Raw genomic sequence first — 18179 nt, 5'->3', positions numbered from 1 at the left:
CGGTGGCCCAGCCGACCACGCCCGACGTGCCGAACTCGACCGAGGCGGCGCCGGACGCCGTACCCCCGGCGGGCACCACCCCGGCGCAGGACGCCACGCTGCTGGAACGGGCGCTCTTCGAGATCAAACGGGTGATCGTCGGCCAGGACCGGATGGTCGAGCGGATGTTCGTCGCGCTGCTGGCCCGGGGGCACTGCCTGCTGGAGGGGGTGCCCGGGGTGGCCAAGACCCTCGCCGTGGAGACGCTCGCCCAGGTCGTCGGCGGTTCCTTCGCCCGGGTCCAGTTCACCCCGGACCTGGTGCCCGCCGACATCATGGGCACCCGGATCTATCGGCAGTCGAGCGAGAAGTTCGACGTCGAGCTGGGCCCGGTCTTCGTCAACTTCCTGCTCGCCGACGAGATCAACCGGGCCCCGGCCAAGGTGCAGTCGGCGCTGCTGGAGGTGATGAGCGAGCGGCAGGTCTCCATCGGCGGTGAGACCCACCGGGTGCCCGACCCGTTCCTGGTGATGGCCACCCAGAACCCGATCGAGCAGGAGGGCGTCTACCCGCTGCCGGAGGCGCAGCGGGACCGGTTCCTGATGAAGATCGTGGTGGGTTACCCGACCGACGCCGAGGAACGGGAGATCGTCTACCGGATGGGCGTGGCCCCGCCCGCGCCGGCCCGGGTGTTCGACACCCCCGAGCTGATCGCGCTCCAGCGCAAGGCCGACCAGGTCTTCGTGCACAACGCGCTCGTCGACTACGCGGTCCGGCTGGTGCTCGCCACCCGCGCCCCGGCCGAGCACGGCATGCCCGACGTGGCCCAGCTCATCCAGTACGGCGCGAGCCCGCGCGCCTCGCTCGGCCTGGTCCGCGCCACCCGCGCGTTGGCGCTGCTGCGCGGCCGGGACTACGCGCTGCCGCAGGACGTGCAGGACATCGCGCCGGACATCCTGCGCCACCGGCTGGTGCTCAGCTATGACGCGCTCGCCGACGACGTGCCGGCCGACCACGTCGTACACCGGGTGATGTCGACCATCCCGTTGCCCGCGGTCGCGCCCCGCCAGCAGGCCACACCGCCGCCACCGGCGGTGCCGCACAACGGGTGGCCCGGGCAGCGACCGTGAGCCCGCCCACCCGGCTGCCGGCCACCGGTGACCGTTCGGGCGCCGCGCTGGCCCGGCTCCAGCTCATGGTCACCCGCAAGCTCGACGGGCTGCTCCAGGGCGACTACGCCGGCCTGCTGCCCGGCCCGGGCAGCGAGGCGGGGGAGTCCCGCGAATACCGCCCCGGCGACGACGTGCGGCGGATGGACTGGCCGGTGACCGCCCGCACCACCATGCCGCACGTGCGGCGTACGGTGGCCGACCGGGAGTTGGAGACGTGGCTGGCGGTCGACCTGTCGGCAAGCCTCGACTTCGGCACCGGTCGGTGGCTCAAGCGGGACGTGGCGGTCGCCGCCGTGGCCGCGCTGGCCCACCTCACGGTGCGGGGCGGCAACCGGATCGGCGCGGTGGTCGGCACCGGCGCGACGGCCGGTGGGCCGGGGCGGATGCTGCGGCTGCCCGCCCGGGCCGGCCGCAAGGAGGCACAGGGGCTGCTGCGGGCCGTCGCCGGCGCCGAGATCCGGCCCGGTCGCGGTGACCTCGGCGCGCTCGTGGACATGCTCAACCGGCCACCGCGGCGGCGCGGCGTGGCGGTGGTGATCTCCGATTTCCTCTCGCCGCCGGCGCAGTGGGGCCGTCCGCTGCGTAAGCTGCGGGTCCGCCACGACGTGCTGGCCGTCGAGGTGGTCGACCCGCGAGAGTTGGAACTGCCCGATGTGGGGGTGCTGCCGGTGGTCGATCCGGAGAGCGGCGAGCTGCACGAGGTGCAGACCGCCGATCCGGAGCTGCGCCGCCGGTACGCCGAGGCGGCGACCGCCCAGCGTGGGGCGATCTCCGCCGAACTGCGCGCCGCGGGCGCGGCCCACCTGCGCCTGCGTACCGACCGAGACTGGCTGCTGGACATGGTGCGTTTCGTCGCCGCGCAGCGGCACGCCCGCACCCGAGGGACGACCCGATGATCCGTTTTCTGCAACCGTGGTGGCTGCTGGCCGTGCTGCCGGTGCTCGCCCTCGCCGCCGCGTACGTCTGGCGGCAGTTGCACCGCCGGCAGTACGCCCTGCGTTTCACCAACGTCGACCTGCTGCGCACCGTCGCGCCCAAGGGGCTCGGCTGGCGCCGGCACGCGGCGGCGACCGCGTTCCTGCTCTGCCTGCTGGTGCTGGCCACCGGGCTGGCCCGGCCGGCGATCGACACCCGGGAGCCGCTGGAACGGGCGACCGTGATGCTCGCCATCGACGTGTCACTGTCCATGCAGGCCGACGACGTGGCGCCGAACCGGCTGGAGGCGGCGCAGGAGGCGGCCAAGCAGTTCGTCGGCGAGTTGCCGGAGAGCTACAACCTGGGGCTGGTGTCGTTCGCCAAGTCGGCGAACGTGCTGGTGCCGCCGACCAAGGACCGGGGCGCGGTGATCACCGCCATCGACGGTCTGGTGCTGGCCGAGGCCACCGCCACCGGCGAGGCGGTGTTCACCTGCCTGGAGGCGATCCGGTCGGTGCCGGCCGACGGCGCGGCGGGCATCCCGCCGGCCCGGATCGTGCTGCTCTCCGACGGCTACCGCACCTCCGGCCGCTCGGTGGAGGAGGCGGCGGCGTCGGCGCAGGCGGCGAACGTGCCGGTCTCCACCATCGCGTTCGGCACCGACTCGGGCCAGGTGGACATCGGCGGTCAGCTCCAGCGGGTGCCGGTGGACCGCACCGCGTTGTCCCAGTTGGCGGAGACCACCCAGGGCTTCTTCTACGAGGCCGCCTCGGTGAACGAGCTGAAGCAGGTCTATCAGGACATGGGCAGCTCGATCGGCTACCGCACGGAACCGCGCGAGATCACCCACTGGTACGCGGGGATCGCGTTGCTGCTGGCGCTCTGCGCCGGCGGGCTGAGTCTGCTCTGGACGTCCCGCCTGATCTGAGGCGGGCCGGGGCCGGTGGCGGTCAGTGACCGCCGCCGGCCAGCACGAACAGGACCGCCACCCAGACGGCGGCGAGGGTGAATCCCAGTGGTGCGGCGTAACGGCTCATGGTTGTGCTCCGTGGCGACGGTCGGCCCGGTGAGGCGGGCCGCGAGGGGGGACGCGGGAAACGCACACGAAGTCGTGACCGGGTGCTCCGCCGCGCGGCAGGGCCACCGCCGGCGGTGCTCGCCGGGGAGTGGATGCGGTGCGGAGGGCGGGAAGCGGGTCAGCCGCGTCGACCGAGCCGTGGCTCAGCGGGGCTGACGGTGGGCCCGGCCACGACTGGGAGGATCGCTATCTCGCACAGCGATCACCTCCTGCGGTCGGCGGGGCCCGGAACGCGGGCGCAGACCGGCCCGCAGACGCGATCATCGTACACCGGGGACGGACGCGCCGCGCGCGCGGCCGACCGGTCGACGGCGGCCCTGGTCGACGGGGGACGGCGGGCCTGGTCGGGTTAGCGCTTACCTGTCGGTAACCCCTAGGCTCCGACCGACTGGGAGATCGCTGAGCAGAGGGGGACCCGTGGCCCGTACCGTGCTGGTGACCGGCGGCAACCGGGGGATCGGCCTGTCCATCGCGCAGGCCTTCGCCAAGCAGGGCGACCGGGTGGCCGTCACCCATCGCGGCGGGGACGCGCCGGAGGGGCTGTTCGGGGTGCGGTGCGACGTGACCGACGCGGAGTCGGTGGACGCCGCGTTCGCCGCCGTGGAGGCCGAGCTGGGTCCGGTCGAGGTGCTCGTCGCCAACGCCGGCATCACCGACGACACGCTGCTCATGCGGATGTCCGAGGAGCAGTTCACCCGGGTGCTCGACACCAACCTGACCGGCTCGTTCCGGGTCGCCAAGCGGGCGTCGCCGAAGATGCTGCGGGCGAAGTGGGGCCGGATGATCTTCATTTCGTCGGTGATCGGCCTCTACGGCGGCGCCGGCCAGGTCAACTACGCCGCGAGCAAGGCCGGCCTGGTCGGCGTGGCCCGCTCGATCACCCGTGAGCTGGGCGGGCGCAACATCACCGCGAACGTGGTGGCGCCCGGCTTCATCGACACCGACATGACCGCGGCGTTGCCCGAGGACCGCCGCACCGCATACCGCAAGGCCATCCCGGCCGGCCGGTTCGCCGAGCCGGAGGAGGTGGCCGCGGTCGTCACCTGGCTCGCCTCGGACGCCGCCGGCTACATCACCGGCGCCGTCATCCCGGTCGACGGCGGCCTCGGCATGGGCCACTGATCACGAGCACGGAGGAACTGCGCAATGTCCGGACTTCTCGCCGGTAAGCGGCTGCTGGTCACCGGCGTCATCACCGACGCCTCGATCGCGTTCTCCGTGGCGAAGCTCGCCCAGGAGAACGGCGCCCAGGTCGTGCTGACCGGCTACGGCCGCCTCTCCCTGGTGGAGCGGATCGCCAAGCGGCTGCCCGAGCCGGCGCCCGTGATCGAGCTGGACGTCAGCAACGACGAGCACCTGGCCGGCCTGGCCGACCGGGTCCGCGAGCATGTCGACGGCCTGGACGGGGTGGTGCACTCGATCGGGTTCGCCCCGCAGAGCTGCCTCGGCGGCGGCTTCCTCGACGCGCCGTGGGCGGACGTGGCGACCGCGTTGCAGGTGTCCACCTACTCCTACAAGTCCCTGGCCATGGCGGCGCTGCCGCTGATGTCCGCGGGCGGCGCCGTGGTGGGCCTCACGTTCGACGCCAGCAAGGCGTGGCCGGTCTACGACTGGATGGGCGTGGCGAAGGCCGGGCTGGAGTCCGCCTCCCGCTATCTCGCGTTGCACCTGGGCAAGCAGGGGATCCGCAGCAACCTGGTGGCCGCCGGCCCGCTGCGCACCATCGCGGCCAAGTCCATCCCCGGCTTCGACCAGTTCGAGGACGCCTGGACCGAACGCGCCCCGCTGGGCTGGAACCTCACCGACTCCGAGCCGGCCGCCCGGGCGTGCCTGGCGCTGCTGTCCGACTGGTTCCCGGCCACCACCGGCGAGATCGTCCACGTCGACGGCGGCTACCACGCCATCGGCGCCTGAGGTGTAAGGCGGGGCCCCTTCTTAACGTTTTCGGTATAGGAAGGGGCCCCGCTTAACACCCGGCAGCGGGGGTGTTACCGCGCTGAGCAGGGGGCGTCGCACGGGCGTCACGGCGGGCGGGGAAGAATAGGGGCCATGGCGTACGACGCGTTGGTGCTGGTCTCGTTCGGTGGCCCGGAGCGGCCCGAGGACGTGCTCCCGTTCCTCCAGAACGTGACCCGGGGCCGGGGCGTGCCACCGGAACGGCTGGCCGAGGTCGCGGAGCACTACCTGCACTTCGGCGGCGTGTCCCCGATCAACCAGCAGTGCCGCGACCTGCTCGCGGCGATCCGTGACGACTTCGCCGCCAACGGCGTCGACCTGCCGGTCTACTGGGGCAACCGCAACTGGGACCCGATGCTCGCCGACACGGTGGCGCGGATGCGCGACGACGGGGTCACCCGGGCGCTGGCGTTCGTCACCAGCGCGTACGGCGGCTACTCCTCCTGCCGGCAATACCAGGAGGACATCGCCACCGCCCGGGCCGCGGTCGGTCCGGACGCGCCGTCGATCGAGAAGCTGCGTCAGTTCTGGGACCACCCCGGCTTCGTCGAGCCGCACGTCGACGCGGTCCGTGGCGCGTTGGCCCAGCTCGACCCGGCGCGGCGGGACACCACCCGGCTGGTCTTCACCGCGCACTCGATCCCGGCGTCGGCCGCCGCCACCGCCGGCCCGCACGGCGGGCGGTACACCGCCCAGCTCGAGGAGACCGCCCGGCTGGTCCACGCCGCCGCCGCTCCGGACCTGGCGTACGACCTGGTGTGGCAGAGCCGGTCCGGCCCGCCGCAGGTGCCGTGGCTGGAACCGGACATCAACGACCACCTGACCGGCCTGGCCGAGCAGGGCGTGACAGGTGTGGTGGTGAGCCCGATCGGCTTCGTCTCCGACCACCTGGAGGTGGTGTGGGACCTGGACACCGAGGCGTTGGAGACGGCGAAGCAGCTCGGCCTGGACTTCGTCCGCGCCGGCACCCCGGGCACCGACCCGCGGTTCGTGGCGATGGTCCGCGAGCTGGTGCGGGAGCGCATCGCGCCGGACGGGGAGCGACTGCGCCGCCGGCTCGGGGAGCTGCCCGCCTGGGACACCTGCCCGGCGCTGTGCTGCGTACCCCCGGCTCGCCGGCCCTGAAGCCCGACCGACCACCGACATCCCAGGGACGGACACGATGCATGACCGCAAGCCGGTGCAGAGCTGGCTCACCGACATGGACGGCGTGCTGGTGCACGAGGGGCAGCCGGTGCCCGGCGCGCCGGAGTTCGTCAAGCGGCTGCGCGCCTCGGGCAAGCCGTTCCTGGTGCTGACGAACAACTCCATCTACACCCCGCGTGACCTCCAGGCCCGGCTGGCCCGGATGGGGCTGGACGTGCCGGAGGAGGCGATCTGGTCGTCCGCGCTGGCCACCGCCCAGTTCCTGGCCGACCAGCGGCCGGGCGGGACCGCGTACGTGATCGGCGAGGCCGGCCTGACCACGGCGTTGCACGCGGTGGGATACGTGCTGAGCGACTTCGCCCCGGACTACGTGGTGCTGGGGGAGACGCGCACCTACAGCTTCGAGGCGATCACCAAGGCGATCCGGCTGATCGACGACGGCGCCCGGTTCATCTGCACCAACCCGGACGCCACCGGCCCCTCGGTCGAGGGCGCCCTGCCGGCGGCCGGCTCGGTGGCGGCGATGATCTCCAAGGCGACAGGCGTGGACCCCTACTTCGTCGGCAAGCCCAACCCGATGATGATGCGCTCCGCGTTGAACACCATCGACGCGCACTCCGAGTCGACCGCGATGATCGGCGACCGGATGGACACCGACATCCTCTGCGGGCTGGAGGCCGGGCTGGAGACGATCCTGGTGCTCACCGGGATCAGCAGCCGGGCCGAGGCCGAGCGGTACCCGTACCGGCCGTCCCGGATCGTCGGCTCGGTGGCCGACCTGATCGACGAGGTTTGAGCCGGTCCGCTACGGCCGCAGCGGCGCGTTGCAGGCGGCCACCAGGGCCTGCCGGCAGGCGGTGGTCAGCGGTCGCAGCGCGGCGTCCCGCTGCTGCGCCTCGTAGGTGTTCACCGCGCCGCCCGGCGCGCTCTCCCCGGCCAGGGCGAGCACCCGGTCCAGCACGGCGGCGCGGGCGAACAGGCGACGCGCCCGCGGGTCGAAACCGGGGGGAAGGTCGGTGCCGCCGTCGGGGCGGCGCAGCTCGGCGAGCGCGCCGGCAAGCTCGGGCCGCCACTGGGCGACGTCCAGCCGGGTCAGCGCCGCGGTCGTCTCGGCCAGCGCGACGGCCAGCTCGGCCTCGGCCTCCGCCGCGCCCGGCGTGGTCAGGGACGCCTTCGGCGCGTCGGCCGGCAGCGGGTGGACCCGCCAGAGCACGGTCTCCCAGGTCATGCCCGAGCCCGAGGTGTGCGTGCGGACCTCGGGCACAAGCCCGAGCCCGCTGGCCACCACGGCCTCGCCGGCCACCAGCGCGGCCCCGGCGAACTCGCCGGGCCCGGGCAGCCCGCGCGGGTCGCCCGGCGCCGGCAGCACCAGGCGGATCTCGTCCGGCGAGTGCTTGGCCAGGCTGGGCAACGCCTCCCGCAGGGACACGTCGGTCCAGGTGCCGGGGGCGTCCGCGACGAGGTGCTCCTCGTCGCCGGCGATGGCGTCGGCGACCTCGTCGAACGGCACCAGGCCGGCGCGCCAGGCACGCACCCAGGCGACGAACCGGCTCGACCGGCGGGCAGCCAGCGTGGCCGCGCCCGTTGCGGGGGAGGACATGCGGAAAGGGTACGTGGTGGCCGCCGCCGCTGTCTCGGCTGCCGCTCCAGTGGCGTGGCCTGCCCCCAACTACCCCCTTCGCACCATTTCGTGGCGACGGATGCGGGCTCGCCTGGCGCGTCGGCGAGCGACACGCCGGGTGCGGTGGCTAGCGTGGCCGCCATGGCAGGGCGATACGACGGGGATGTGCTGGCGGGCGACTGGCGACGGCGGAAGGTGACCCCCGAGGTCGACGCCGAGCCCGACCTGGTGGTCGAGGACGCCGACTCCGGGTTCTGCGGCGCGGTGGTCGGGTTCGACTCCGGCGCCGTGGTGCTGGAGGACCGGCACGGGCGACGGCGCAACTTCCCGCTGCTGCCCGCCGCGTTCCTGCTCGACGGCCGGCCGGTCACGCTGCGCCGCCCGGTCCGCGCGCCGGCCCCCGCCGCCCGCCGCCGCACCGCGTCGGGCTCGATCGCCGTGCACGACGTACGCGCGCAGGTCGCCAAGGCCAGCCGGATCTGGGTGGAGGGCGTGCACGACGCCGCGCTCGTCGAGCGGATCTGGGGCGACGACCTGCGGATCGAGGGCGTGGTGGTGGAGCCGCTGGACGGCATCGACGCGCTCGCCGCCGAGGTGCGCGCGTTCGCCCCCGCCCCGGGCCGGCGGCTCGGCGTGCTCGTCGACCACCTCGTGCCCGGCTCGAAGGAGAGCCGGATCGTGGCCCAGGTGACCTCGCCGCACGTGCTGGTCACGGGTCATCCCTACGTGGACGTGTGGCAGGCGGTGCGGCCGTCGGCGCTGGGCATCGCGGCGTGGCCGGTGGTGCCGCCCGGACGGCCGTGGAAGGAGGGCGTCTGCGCCGCGCTCGGGGTGGCCGAGCCGGCGGACATGTGGCGGCACATCCTGTCCCGGGTGGACAGTTTCGCCGACGTGGAGACGCCGTTGATCAACGCCATGGAGCGGTTGATCGACTTCGTCACCTCGCCCTAGGGCCTGTGTCGAAGTCGGTCACAGCCACTCGTTGATGGCGGCGAGGTGGATGGTGGCCTCGTAGCGGACGGCGAGTTTGTCGAAGCGGGTGGCCACGGCTCGGTTGCGCTTGAGGCGGTTGATGCCGCACTCCACGGCGTGACGTTGCTGGTAGATGTGCGGGTCGAAGGCCGGCGGCCGACCGCCTTTGGATCCCTTTGCCCGCCGGTTCGCGTCCTGGTCGGCCTTGCTCGGGATCGTCGCGGCGATGCCCCGCCGGCGCAGGTAAGCCCGGTTGGCCTTCGAGGTGTACGCCTTGTCGGCCAGGACCCGGTCCGGTCGTGTTCTCGGCCGGCCGGGGATCAGGCGGGGAACGCGGATGGCGGTCAGGACCGGGATGAACTGAGGGCTGTCGCCGCGCTGCCCGGCAGTCAGCACGATGGCGAGGGGTTTCTGGCCTTGCTCGCAGCCCAGATGCAGCTTCGTGGTCAACCCACCGCGGGACCGGCCGAGCGCATGGTCGGTCGGCTCAACGCTGACGCCGCCGGGTGGCTCGGCCTGTAGATCCCCCTTTTCCTCGCCCCAGCCGCATGCTGGTGGGCGCGGGCGCTGGTCGAATCCACCGACACATCCCAGGTGATCCTGCCGGCTGCGTCGGCGAGGGCCTGCAACGCGGTGAGCACCTGCTTCCAGGTCCCGTCGCGCTGCCACCGCCGGAACAGGGCATACACCGCCGACCAAGATCCGTACTGCGGTGGCACGTCCCGCCACGGCGCGCCCACCCGGATCCGCCACCGGATCCCATCAATCAACTGCCGCCTACTCCACAACGACGGTCGACCCGGCCGCTTCGGCGCCGGCAGCAACGGCTCCAGCACCGCCCACTGCACGTCGCTCAGGTCGAACCGCCTCGTCACCGCTAGGGTGTCCACGAGGTCTCCGGTTTTCAGGTTCTGCTTGGTCGCTGAACCATCTACCGGAGACCTCGCCTACTTTCGATCTCCGACACGCCGAAGATCCTCAAGCCGGCTCAAGCCCTGGCACCGACTTCGACACAGGCCCTAGTGGTTGCGGTTGAGGGCCGGGGGGCGACCGTGCCCGGCTCCGGGCGGTCAGGCTTGATCCCTGCGCCGGTCACGGTCGCCCCCGGCCCCGTCGTGTGCTGGGTTCGCGGCTCGGTTCCGACCGCGGTGAGGTGGAGCTGTCGGGGTGCTACGGGTCTGGTGGCGCGGGGCGGCCGGCGTGAGGGGGTCAGGGGGCCTCGTCGGGGGTGCGGGTGAGCAGGAAGGTGGCGATGTCGAGCGCCACCGCCGTGCCGGAGGCGTCGCGGACGACGGTGAGGATCTCGCCGTCCTGCGGACCGGACCGGCCCCGCCAGCGGTCCGGCCCCTCCGGGGTGAAGCGGTGCGCCGGCCGGCCCACCTGCCCGCCGACGAGATGGCCGGCGGGGTCGGCGCGGAACTCGTACTCCCCGCCCATGAACCACCAGCGACCGGTCAGTTCGGCCAGCTCGGCGGCGGGTGGGTCGGCCGGTCGCCACGGTGCGGGCGCGGCCGGCTCGGCGTCCAGCACCCGGGTGAGCACGTCGCGGGCGAGCCCGGAGATGTGGTGGCCGCCGCGCAGCCCGTACGAGTTGGCGAAGTCCACCACCGCGGTCCGGGTGGGGCGGTGCACGACCAGGCCGGCGACGTAGCCGGGCATCGAGCCGCCGTGGCCGACGTACACCCGGTCGCCGACCCGGTACAGCTCGATGCCGAGGCCGTGCCCGCCGGTCCACGAGTCGAGGTCGTTGATCACCACCGGCGCGCACATCTCGGTGAGCGTCGCCGGGTCGAGCAGCGCCGGGTCCGGGTCGGCGAGGAACGCCGCCCAGCGCGCCAGATCCTCGACTGTCGACCAGAGCTGCCCGGCCGGCGCCATCGCCCCGGTCTCGGTCAACGGCTCCGCGCGCAGCGTCTCGTGCCAGGGATGGACGACGAAGCCCCGGGCGAACGGCTCGCTCGGGGCGAAGGTGGTGCGGCGCATGCCGAGCGGCTCCATCAGCCGGTCGGTCAGCAGCTCGATCCAGGGCGTGCCGGTGATCCGCTCCAGCGCGGCGCCGAGCAGCCCGTACGCCAGGTTGGAGTAGTGGTAGACGTGGTGCGGCGGGTAGGCGATCTTGTCCGGGGTCAGGCCGGCGAGCAGGGCGTCCAGGTCCATGCCCGCCGCGCGTTCCCACCACCCGCCGTCCGGCTCGCGTTGCAGGCCGCTGGCGTGCCCGAGCAGGTGACGGACGGTGAGCGCGCCGACCGGGGTGCCGGGCAGGTGCCGGTCGAGCGGGTCGTCGAGGGCCAGCCGCCCCGCGTCGCGTTGCTGCATCACCAGCACCGCGGTCATGGTCTTGGTGATCGAGCCGATCCGGTACTGGAGGTCGCCGTCGGGCCGGGGCTGCTCGCCGGCGACCGCCAGGTGCGCCAGGTCACCGTCGCGGACCACGCCGAGGGTCAGCGAGGGGCCGCGTCCCTCCGCCTGGGCGCGGGCGACCAGCAGGTCCACCTGGCGTGCGGTCTCCGGCAGTAGCGCCATCTCGTCCTCCTCGTCGCCGTACGGTGGAATCGAGCCTAGCGATCATGACAGTTCGATGACACGTGACAGGACGTGTCACGATTGGTCACGTGGACGCCGTGTTCTGGATCGTTCTGGGTGTGGTATTGGCCGTCGCCGAGATCTTCACGACGACGCTGTTCCTGATCATGTTCGGGGTTGGGGCGTTCGCCGCCGCGGGGGCCGCGGCGCTCGGCGCGCCGGTGGCGCTCCAGGCGGTGATCTTCGCGGTGGTGTCGGCGCTCTCCCTGGCGCTGGCCCGGCCGGTGATCCGCCGGAACGCCCGGTCGGCGCTGGAGAGCGGGGAGCAGCCGTTCGGCGTCGAGGCGATCGAGGGGTCCACCGCGGTGGTCCTGGAGCCGGTGGACGCCGAGCACGGCATGGTCAAGATCGATGGTGAGCTGTGGACGGCCCGGCCGTTCGACGCGACGCAGCGCTACGCGGCGGGCGAGCGGGTGCAGGTGATAAAGGTCCGGGGCGCGACCGCTCTGGTTTGGCAGGACGACATTTCCGCCCCGGGCGAGCTGCCCGAAGCGAGAGGGTGAACCATATGGAGTTTGCAGCGATCCTTCTGATCGCCGTGGCGGTGATCGTCGTGGTGACACTGGCCAAGGCGGTGCGGATCGTGCCGCAGCAGCGCCAGGACGTGGTGGAGCGGCTGGGTAAGTACAAGCGCACCTTGAACCCCGGGCTCAACCTGCTGGTGCCGTTCGTCGACGCGGTGCGCACCAAGGTCGACCTGCGGGAGCAGGTGGTCAGCTTCCCGCCCCAGCCGGTGATCACCTCGGACAACCTGGTCGTCTCGATCGACACGGTGCTCTACTTCAAGGTGGTCGACTCGGTGCGCGCCACCTACGAGATCTCCAACTTCCTCCAGGCGATCGAGCAGCTCACCGTCACGACGTTGCGTAACGTGATCGGCTCGCTGGATCTGGAGCGCGCGTTGACCAGCCGCGAGGAGATCAACAGGCACCTGTCCGGCGTGCTGGACGAGACCACCGGACGGTGGGGCATCAAGGTGACCCGGGTCGAGATCAAGGCCATCGAGCCGCCGCCGAGCATCCGCGACTCGATGGAGAAGCAGATGCGCGCCGAGCGGGACCGCCGTGCCGCGATCCTCAACGCCGAGGGGCACAAGCAGTCGCAGATCCTCACCGCCGAGGGTGAGAAGCAGGCCGCGGTGCTGCGCGCCGACGGTGACCGGCAGGCCCGGATCCTCCAGGCGGAGGGGCAGGCCAAGGCGGTCCGGACCGTCTTCGACGCGATCCACCAGGCCAACCCGAGCCAGAAGGTGCTCGCCTACCAATACCTCCAGGCGCTGCCGCAGATCGCCAACGGCACGGCCAACAAGGTCTGGATCGTGCCGGCCGAGCTGACCAAGGCCCTGGAGGGCATGGGCGGCGCGCTGGGCGGGCTGGCCGGAATGGTCGGCGACGCCCCGACGTCGGAGGCGAGCAAGAGCGCCACCGAGGTCGAGCGGGAGGCCGCCGAGGCGGCCCAGGCCGCGGCCGTCGCGGCGCAGGAGATCCACGACGAGGTACGGGTGGCCGAGGCGCAGGCCACCGGCGGCAACACGGCGAAGGGCCTGCCGGCCCCGGAGCCGGTGTCCCCGGAGACGCTGCTCACCGACCTGGCGGACCAGCGCGAGCGGGGCTGACCGGCAAATCCGAGAATCGCTCATCCGGCGCCCCGGCGCCTGCCACCATCGGTCTGAAGGACGGTGGTGAGCAGGGCCGGGGCGCCGTCGCGTGGTCCGGGCCGCCCCCGAGGCGAGCGAGGTGACGCATGAAGGAACCGGCGAACCGGCTCTTCTCCGGGACCCCGGTCCCCGGCGCGCACGATCCCGGCGGACCGCTCGGCTCCCGGCGTACCGGCGGGGGGTTCGTGGTCCTGCCGTTCGTCTCCGAGCCGGGGCCGGGCGCGCCGGCCACGGACGCGACCTGGGCCTGGTCGGTCCGCCGGTTCGCCCGCGCGGCGGTGTGGCTGCTGCCGGCGTACGCGATCCTCTACGGCGTGGTGGCGATGGCGAGCGACGGCGGGGTGGGCAACGACCCGTACCCGGCCGACGGCCAGCCGCTCTACCTGGTCGGCTGGGTGGCGTCGATCTGGCTCGGCCTGCTCGCCCTGCTCGCGCTCACCGGCCTGCTCGCGGCCACCCGCTGCCGGCGGGTGGCACTGGCCGGGCTGCTCGCCAGCATCGGCGGGATGGTGCTGATGCTGCCGTTCGCCGGGCTGGCCGAGCAGACGCCGGTGTTCGGGCTCACCGCGCGCGGCATCGTGCTGTTCGGGGCGACCTGCTACAGCGTGGGCTGGTTCCTCACCGGCTGGTCGGTGGGCCGGTCGGGCATGTTCTCCTACGGCGACGGGATCATGCTGATGATCGCCGCGCCGCTGCTCGGGTTGGGCGGCGCGTTGATCGGGTCGTTGCAGACGTTCGGCGCGATCTTCGTGCTGGTCGCCGGCATCGGCATCGGCTACCGCAGCGGTCGCCTCGTGCCCGAGACCATCGCCCGGGACGCGGCGAGCGCCAGCGTCGCGACGCCCGTCGGGCCGTCCGGCGGCGCGACTCCCGGTGCCGGCGGCGGTCCGCTCGCCGCCGGCTGACCGGAGGTCCCTACCGCCAGTTCCATCTCTGGTTGTCGGCCGTTCCACACGTCCAGAGCAGGATCTTCGTGCCGTTCGCGGTGGCCGCTCCGGAGGCGTCGACGCACAGGCCGGACTGCGCGCCCCGGATCGTCCCGTCGGAGTTGACGTTCCACTGCTGGTTGGCCTGACCGTTGCAGTCCCAGATGATCACTCTCGTGCCGTTCGTGGTGCCGGCGTTGTACGCGTCGAGGCACTTGTTGCCGTAGATCATGAGCTGCCGGCCGGCGGTGTACGTCCAGGTCTGGTTGCTCGCCCCGGTGCAGTCCCAGAGTTGGGCCTGGGTGCCGTTCGTGGTGGCGAAGTTGTTGATGTCCAGGCATCGGCCGGACTGCCGGCCGACGAGCGAACCGGTGCGCGCGCCGCCGCCGGGGTTCTCGGTGCCGCTGACCACGAGCAGGACGGCCTCGCGGGCGGGCACGCTCGTCGTGTAGCCGGTGGTCCGGGTGCCGAGGTCGGTGGCGCTCCACACGTTGCGCACGGTCGCGTTCGCGCCCAGCCCGAGGTCGGCGAAGCGGACCGTGACGTTCGCCGTCGAGCCGGTGCGGTTGAGCAGCACCACCGCCCGCCGGCCGCCGGTGGCGAGCACCTTGCTGTAGACCTGGAGCCCGGCGGCGTCCTCGGCGACCTTGACGCCCTGCCGGCCCAGCGGGTCCTGGTCGATGGCGACGACCTCCGGGTTGCCGAGGATGGCCCGGGTCTCCGCGGACATGGTGGTGAGGTTGTTGCCGGCGAGCAGCGGGGCCCCGGAGATCGCCCACAGGCTCAGGTGGGTGCGGTTCTGCGCCGCGCTGAAGCCGGGCATGCCGGCGACGAGCATGTCCGGGTCGTTGTAGTGGCCGACGCTCTGCGCGGCGGGGTGCTGCGCGGAGTCGAAGTTCGCCAGCACGCGGTCCATGGACGGCTGTTGGCCGTAGTAGATGATGTCGCCGCTGGTGCGCCACATGGTGGACATGCCGGGCGCCCAGTCCCACGGGCTCTGCACGCCCCAGTTGCAGACCGACAGCACCATCGGCCGGCCGGTCTGCGCGGTGGCGCGGGCGATCGAGTCGCTGATGGCCTGGTAGGCGGTGCGGGGGTTGAGCCCCTCGGCGGAGCCGCCGCACCAGTCGACCTTGACGAAGTCGAAGCCCCACCGGGAGAACGCCAGGAAGTCCTGGTCGTAGTGGCCCTCGCTGCCCGATCCGGGCGCCGCCGGCCGGCCGGTCGGGTAGTAGTAGCCGCAGCCGTCGCGGCCGGCGTCGGTGTAGATGCCCGCCTTCAGGCCCTTGCTGTGGATGTAGTCCGCGATGGCGCTCATCCCGCCGGGCCACTCGGCGGTGTCCACGGTGATGTTGCCGGCGGCGTCCCGGGTGCCCTGCCACCAGCCCTCGTCGATGTTGACGTACTCGTAGCCGGCGGCGGCCAGGCCGCTGGACACGAGGCTGTCGACCTGCGCCTTGATCACGTTGTAGTTGATCTTCGCGGCGAACGTGTTCCACGACGCCCACCCCATCGGCGGCCGGCTCACCACCGGCTCGGGTGCCACGGCTGCCGCCTCGGTCGCCTCCTCGGTCGCGGTCGCCTCCGCCGCGGTCGCCCCGGCCGGCGTCGGCGCGACCGCCGTGGCGGCCAGGGCGAGGGCCACGGCCGTCACGACCCGCTCGATCGGACCTCTCATCGGACGTTCCTTCCGGTTCGGGGTGGGTTGGGGGAACCTGGTTATTGTTAGCGTTAACATAGCTATGTGTCAATCATGTTGCGTCCGTCACGCGCACGACGGACAGGGCGGGACGCGCGGGACGATCGGGTGCCGGGCGCCCGGCGGTTACCGGTGAACTTGCTGACAACCCGCCGCCGAGGGTGGTCGGAACGCCGCTTTCGCGGCAATCCTGGAGTCCATGCCGTCTTCCCGCTCGCCGCTCGCGCGGCTCCTCACCGTGCTGCTCGCGGGCCTGCTCGCCGGGCTCGTCCTCGCGCTCGCCGCGCTCCCGACCGGCCTGCTCGGCGGGTTCGTCGTCAAGGCGGGCCTCGGCGCGTACGCGGAGTTGCCCGACGCGCTGCGGACCCCCGCGCAGCCGCAGCGCTCCTACCTCTACGCCAACGACGGCAAGACGCTGCTCACCACGTTCTACGACGTCAACCGCACCGACGTGCCGCTGGCCGAGATCGCCCCGGTGATGCGCCAGGCGATCGTCTCGGCCGAGGACCGGCGGTTCTACTCCCACGGCGGCGCCGACCTGCGCGGCATCGCCCGCGCGCTGGTGGCCAACGTCAGAGGCGGCGGCACCGAGCAGGGCGGCTCCACGCTCACCATGCAGTACGTCCGCAACGTGCTCAAGACCGACCCGAACCGCACCGCCGAGGAACGGCAGGCCGCCACCGAGCAGACCGTCGGGCGCAAGCTCCAGGAGATCCGGTACGCGAACGCGCTGGAGCGCTCGCTCAGCAAGGACGAGATCCTCAACCGCTACCTCAACATCGCGTACTTCGGTTCCGGCGCGTACGGCGTCGCCGCCGCCAGCCAGCGCTACTTCGGCACCTCCCCGGCCGACCTGACCCTGGGCGAGGCGGCGCTGCTCGCCGGCCTGGTCCAGTCGCCGGACGAGTACAGCCCGATCGACGGCGACAAGGACCAGGCGCTCGCCCGCCGGGCGTACGTGCTCGACTCGATGGCCGAGACCGGCGCGATCACCGCCGGGCAGGCCGCGGCGGCGAAGGCCGAACCGCTCACGTTGCGCCCGACCGCGCAGCCCAACGGCTGCACCGCGACCGCGCAGGGCCACGACGACTGGGGCTTCTTCTGCGACTACCTGCGCCAGTGGTGGCTCACCCAGCCGGCTTTCGGCGACACCCCGAAGGAGCGCGAGCAGGCGCTGCGCCGCGGCGGCTACCGGGTGGTCACCACGCTCGACCCGAAGATCCAGCAGACCGCGCAGGCGCAGGCCACCAAGGTCTACGGGTACGACGACAAGCGCGCGCTGCCGATCGCGGCGGTCGAGCCCGGCACCGGCCGGGTGCTCGCCATGGCGGTCAACCGGCACTACAGCCTGGCCGACAACCCCGGCGGGCAGGGCAACCACCCGAACACGGTCAACCCGTTGATCTCCGGCGGCGCCAGCGTCGACGGCTACCAGGCCGGTTCCACGTTCAAGCTGTTCACCATGCTGGCCGCGCTGGAGGCGGGCAAGCCGCTCGCCACCGGCTTCGACGCGCCGGCCAAGCTGCCCACCCGCTACGCCTCCGACGACGAGGGCAACTGCGACGGCACGTGGTGCCCGGGCAACGCCAACCCCGAGTGGATGGACGGCTACCGGATGATGTGGGACGGCTTCGGCCGCTCCGTCAACACGTACTTCGTGTGGCTGGCCGAGCAGGTCGGCGAGGACAAGGTGGTGGAGATGGCGCAGCGCCTCGGCATCACCTTCCGGGCCGAATCGGACGCCGCGTTCGCCCGCGACAACGCCGCCAACTGGGGCGCGTTCACCCTCGGCGTGGCCGCCACCACCCCGCTCGACCTGGCGAACGCCTACGCGACGGTGGCCGCCGAGGGCACGTACTGCTCGCCGCTGCCGGTGGTCTCGGTCACCGGGTCCGACGGCGCGACGGTCGACGTCGGGCAGCCGGACTGCAAGCAGGTGCTGGAGCCGGACGTGGCCCGGGCGGCCACCGACGCGGCCCGCTGCCCGGTGGGCCAGCAGTCGGCGTACGGGCAGTGCAACGGCGGCACCGCCACCGGCGTCGACGGGATCGTCGGTCGGCCGGTGGCCGGCAAGACGGGCAGCTCGGAGCGGAACGCCACCGAGACGTTCGTCGGGTTCACCCCGCAGGTCGCCGTCGCCGGCATCGCGGCCAACCCGGACGACGCGACCGACCTGGTCGGCTCCGCGGTGCAGACGAAGGTGATCGACGCGGTGGCCCGGGTGATCAAGACGGCGGTCGCCGGCAAGCCGGTGAAGGACTTCACCGCGCCGAGCCGAGAGCTGGCCGGCAACCCGCAGCGCCCGCAGCCGCGCCCGCGACCCGAGCAGCCCACCCCGCCCCGCCCCGACAACCGCGACCTCCCCTCCGACCTCCTCCGCTGGCTCCAGGGCCGGGGATAAGGCGGGGCCCCCGCTTAACGCTTTCGGTATAGGCGGGGGCCCCGCCTAACACTTTCCCCGGATACTCGCGGCAG

At 72.8% G+C, this 18179-nt stretch carries 15 protein-coding genes and 1 pseudogene; 12 read left to right on the top strand and 4 right to left on the bottom strand.

Features of this window, described 5'->3' with window-relative positions:
* Positions 1 to 2 precede the first annotated feature (2 nt).
* From O7619_RS23350 to O7619_RS23320, 7 genes are all read left to right on the top strand, one after another.
* On the top strand, positions 3 to 1109 hold the full coding sequence (locus O7619_RS23350) for a MoxR family ATPase (protein WP_282283438.1): 1107 nt from the start codon (positions 3 to 5) through the stop codon (positions 1107 to 1109).
* Positions 1088 to 2047 (top strand): DUF58 domain-containing protein, encoded by a 960-nt coding sequence (locus O7619_RS23345; protein ID WP_282283437.1) that lies wholly within the window; start codon positions 1088 to 1090, stop codon positions 2045 to 2047. The genes O7619_RS23350 and O7619_RS23345 overlap by 22 nt, the downstream gene beginning before the upstream one ends.
* The gene (locus O7619_RS23340; RefSeq protein ID WP_282283436.1) at positions 2044 to 2994 is read left to right on the top strand and encodes a VWA domain-containing protein; all 951 of its coding nucleotides are present in this window, start codon (positions 2044 to 2046) and stop codon (positions 2992 to 2994) included. The genes O7619_RS23345 and O7619_RS23340 overlap by 4 nt, the downstream gene beginning before the upstream one ends.
* 567 nt (positions 2995 to 3561) lie before the next feature.
* Positions 3562 to 4266: a beta-ketoacyl-ACP reductase gene (locus O7619_RS23335; RefSeq protein ID WP_282283435.1), complete on the top strand. Its 705-nt coding sequence runs from the start codon at positions 3562 to 3564 to the stop codon at positions 4264 to 4266.
* A 24-nt stretch (positions 4267 to 4290) separates the two neighbouring features.
* Positions 4291 to 5058: an enoyl-ACP reductase FabI gene (fabI, locus tag O7619_RS23330; protein ID WP_282283434.1), complete on the top strand. Its 768-nt coding sequence runs from the start codon at positions 4291 to 4293 to the stop codon at positions 5056 to 5058.
* A 135-nt stretch (positions 5059 to 5193) separates the two neighbouring features.
* A complete protein-coding gene (locus tag O7619_RS23325) occupies positions 5194 to 6225 on the top strand; it encodes a ferrochelatase (protein WP_282283433.1) in 1032 nt (343 codons plus the stop codon).
* A 37-nt stretch (positions 6226 to 6262) separates the two neighbouring features.
* On the top strand, positions 6263 to 7042 hold the full coding sequence (locus O7619_RS23320; protein ID WP_282283432.1) for an HAD-IIA family hydrolase: 780 nt from the start codon (positions 6263 to 6265) through the stop codon (positions 7040 to 7042).
* A gap of 9 nt (positions 7043 to 7051) precedes the next feature.
* Here the strand turns inward: O7619_RS23320 and O7619_RS23315 are convergent, their stop codons facing one another.
* On the bottom strand, positions 7052 to 7846 hold the full coding sequence (locus O7619_RS23315) for a hypothetical protein (RefSeq protein ID WP_282283431.1): 795 nt from the start codon (positions 7844 to 7846) through the stop codon (positions 7052 to 7054).
* A gap of 162 nt (positions 7847 to 8008) precedes the next feature.
* On the opposite strand from O7619_RS23315, the gene O7619_RS23310 reads away from it, so the two are divergent.
* Complete coding sequence (locus tag O7619_RS23310) at positions 8009 to 8818, top strand: DUF3097 domain-containing protein (RefSeq protein WP_282283430.1); 810 nt, start codon at positions 8009 to 8011, stop codon at positions 8816 to 8818.
* A gap of 18 nt (positions 8819 to 8836) precedes the next feature.
* Here the strand turns inward: O7619_RS23310 and O7619_RS23305 are convergent.
* Positions 8837 to 9729, bottom strand: a pseudogene (locus tag O7619_RS23305) (IS5 family transposase).
* A 319-nt stretch (positions 9730 to 10048) separates the two neighbouring features.
* Positions 10049 to 11362: a serine hydrolase domain-containing protein gene (locus tag O7619_RS23300; protein WP_282283429.1), complete on the bottom strand. Its 1314-nt coding sequence runs from the start codon at positions 11360 to 11362 to the stop codon at positions 10049 to 10051.
* Between the two features lie 89 nt (positions 11363 to 11451).
* Between O7619_RS23300 and O7619_RS23295 the strand changes: the two genes are divergently transcribed.
* The 3 genes from O7619_RS23295 (at position 11452) to O7619_RS23285 (ending at position 13984) form a co-directional block, all read left to right on the top strand.
* A complete protein-coding gene (locus O7619_RS23295; protein ID WP_282283428.1) occupies positions 11452 to 11925 on the top strand; it encodes an NfeD family protein in 474 nt (157 codons plus the stop codon).
* 5 nt (positions 11926 to 11930) lie between these two features.
* Positions 11931 to 13037 (top strand): SPFH domain-containing protein, encoded by a 1107-nt coding sequence (locus O7619_RS23290; protein WP_282283427.1) that lies wholly within the window; start codon positions 11931 to 11933, stop codon positions 13035 to 13037.
* Positions 13038 to 13165: 128 nt separating this feature from the next.
* A complete protein-coding gene (locus O7619_RS23285; RefSeq protein ID WP_282283426.1) occupies positions 13166 to 13984 on the top strand; it encodes a hypothetical protein in 819 nt (272 codons plus the stop codon).
* Positions 13985 to 13994: 10 nt separating this feature from the next.
* Here the strand turns inward: O7619_RS23285 and O7619_RS23280 are convergent, their stop codons facing one another.
* Positions 13995 to 15683: an RICIN domain-containing protein gene (locus O7619_RS23280; RefSeq protein WP_282283425.1), complete on the bottom strand. Its 1689-nt coding sequence runs from the start codon at positions 15681 to 15683 to the stop codon at positions 13995 to 13997.
* A 220-nt stretch (positions 15684 to 15903) separates the two neighbouring features.
* On the opposite strand from O7619_RS23280, the gene O7619_RS23275 reads away from it, so the two are divergent.
* Positions 15904 to 18105 carry a transglycosylase domain-containing protein gene (locus tag O7619_RS23275; RefSeq protein WP_282283424.1) on the top strand — a complete coding sequence of 734 codons (2202 nt, stop codon included), beginning with the start codon at positions 15904 to 15906 and terminating at the stop codon, positions 18103 to 18105.
* Positions 18106 to 18179 lie beyond the last annotated feature (74 nt).

It is taken from the genome of Micromonospora sp. WMMD998 (genome assembly GCF_029581235.1).
In the GTDB taxonomy this organism is placed as follows: domain Bacteria; phylum Actinomycetota; class Actinomycetes; order Mycobacteriales; family Micromonosporaceae; genus Micromonospora.
Note: the sequence above shows the minus strand (reverse complement) of the source record. Positions and strands in the feature narration are given on the sequence as shown.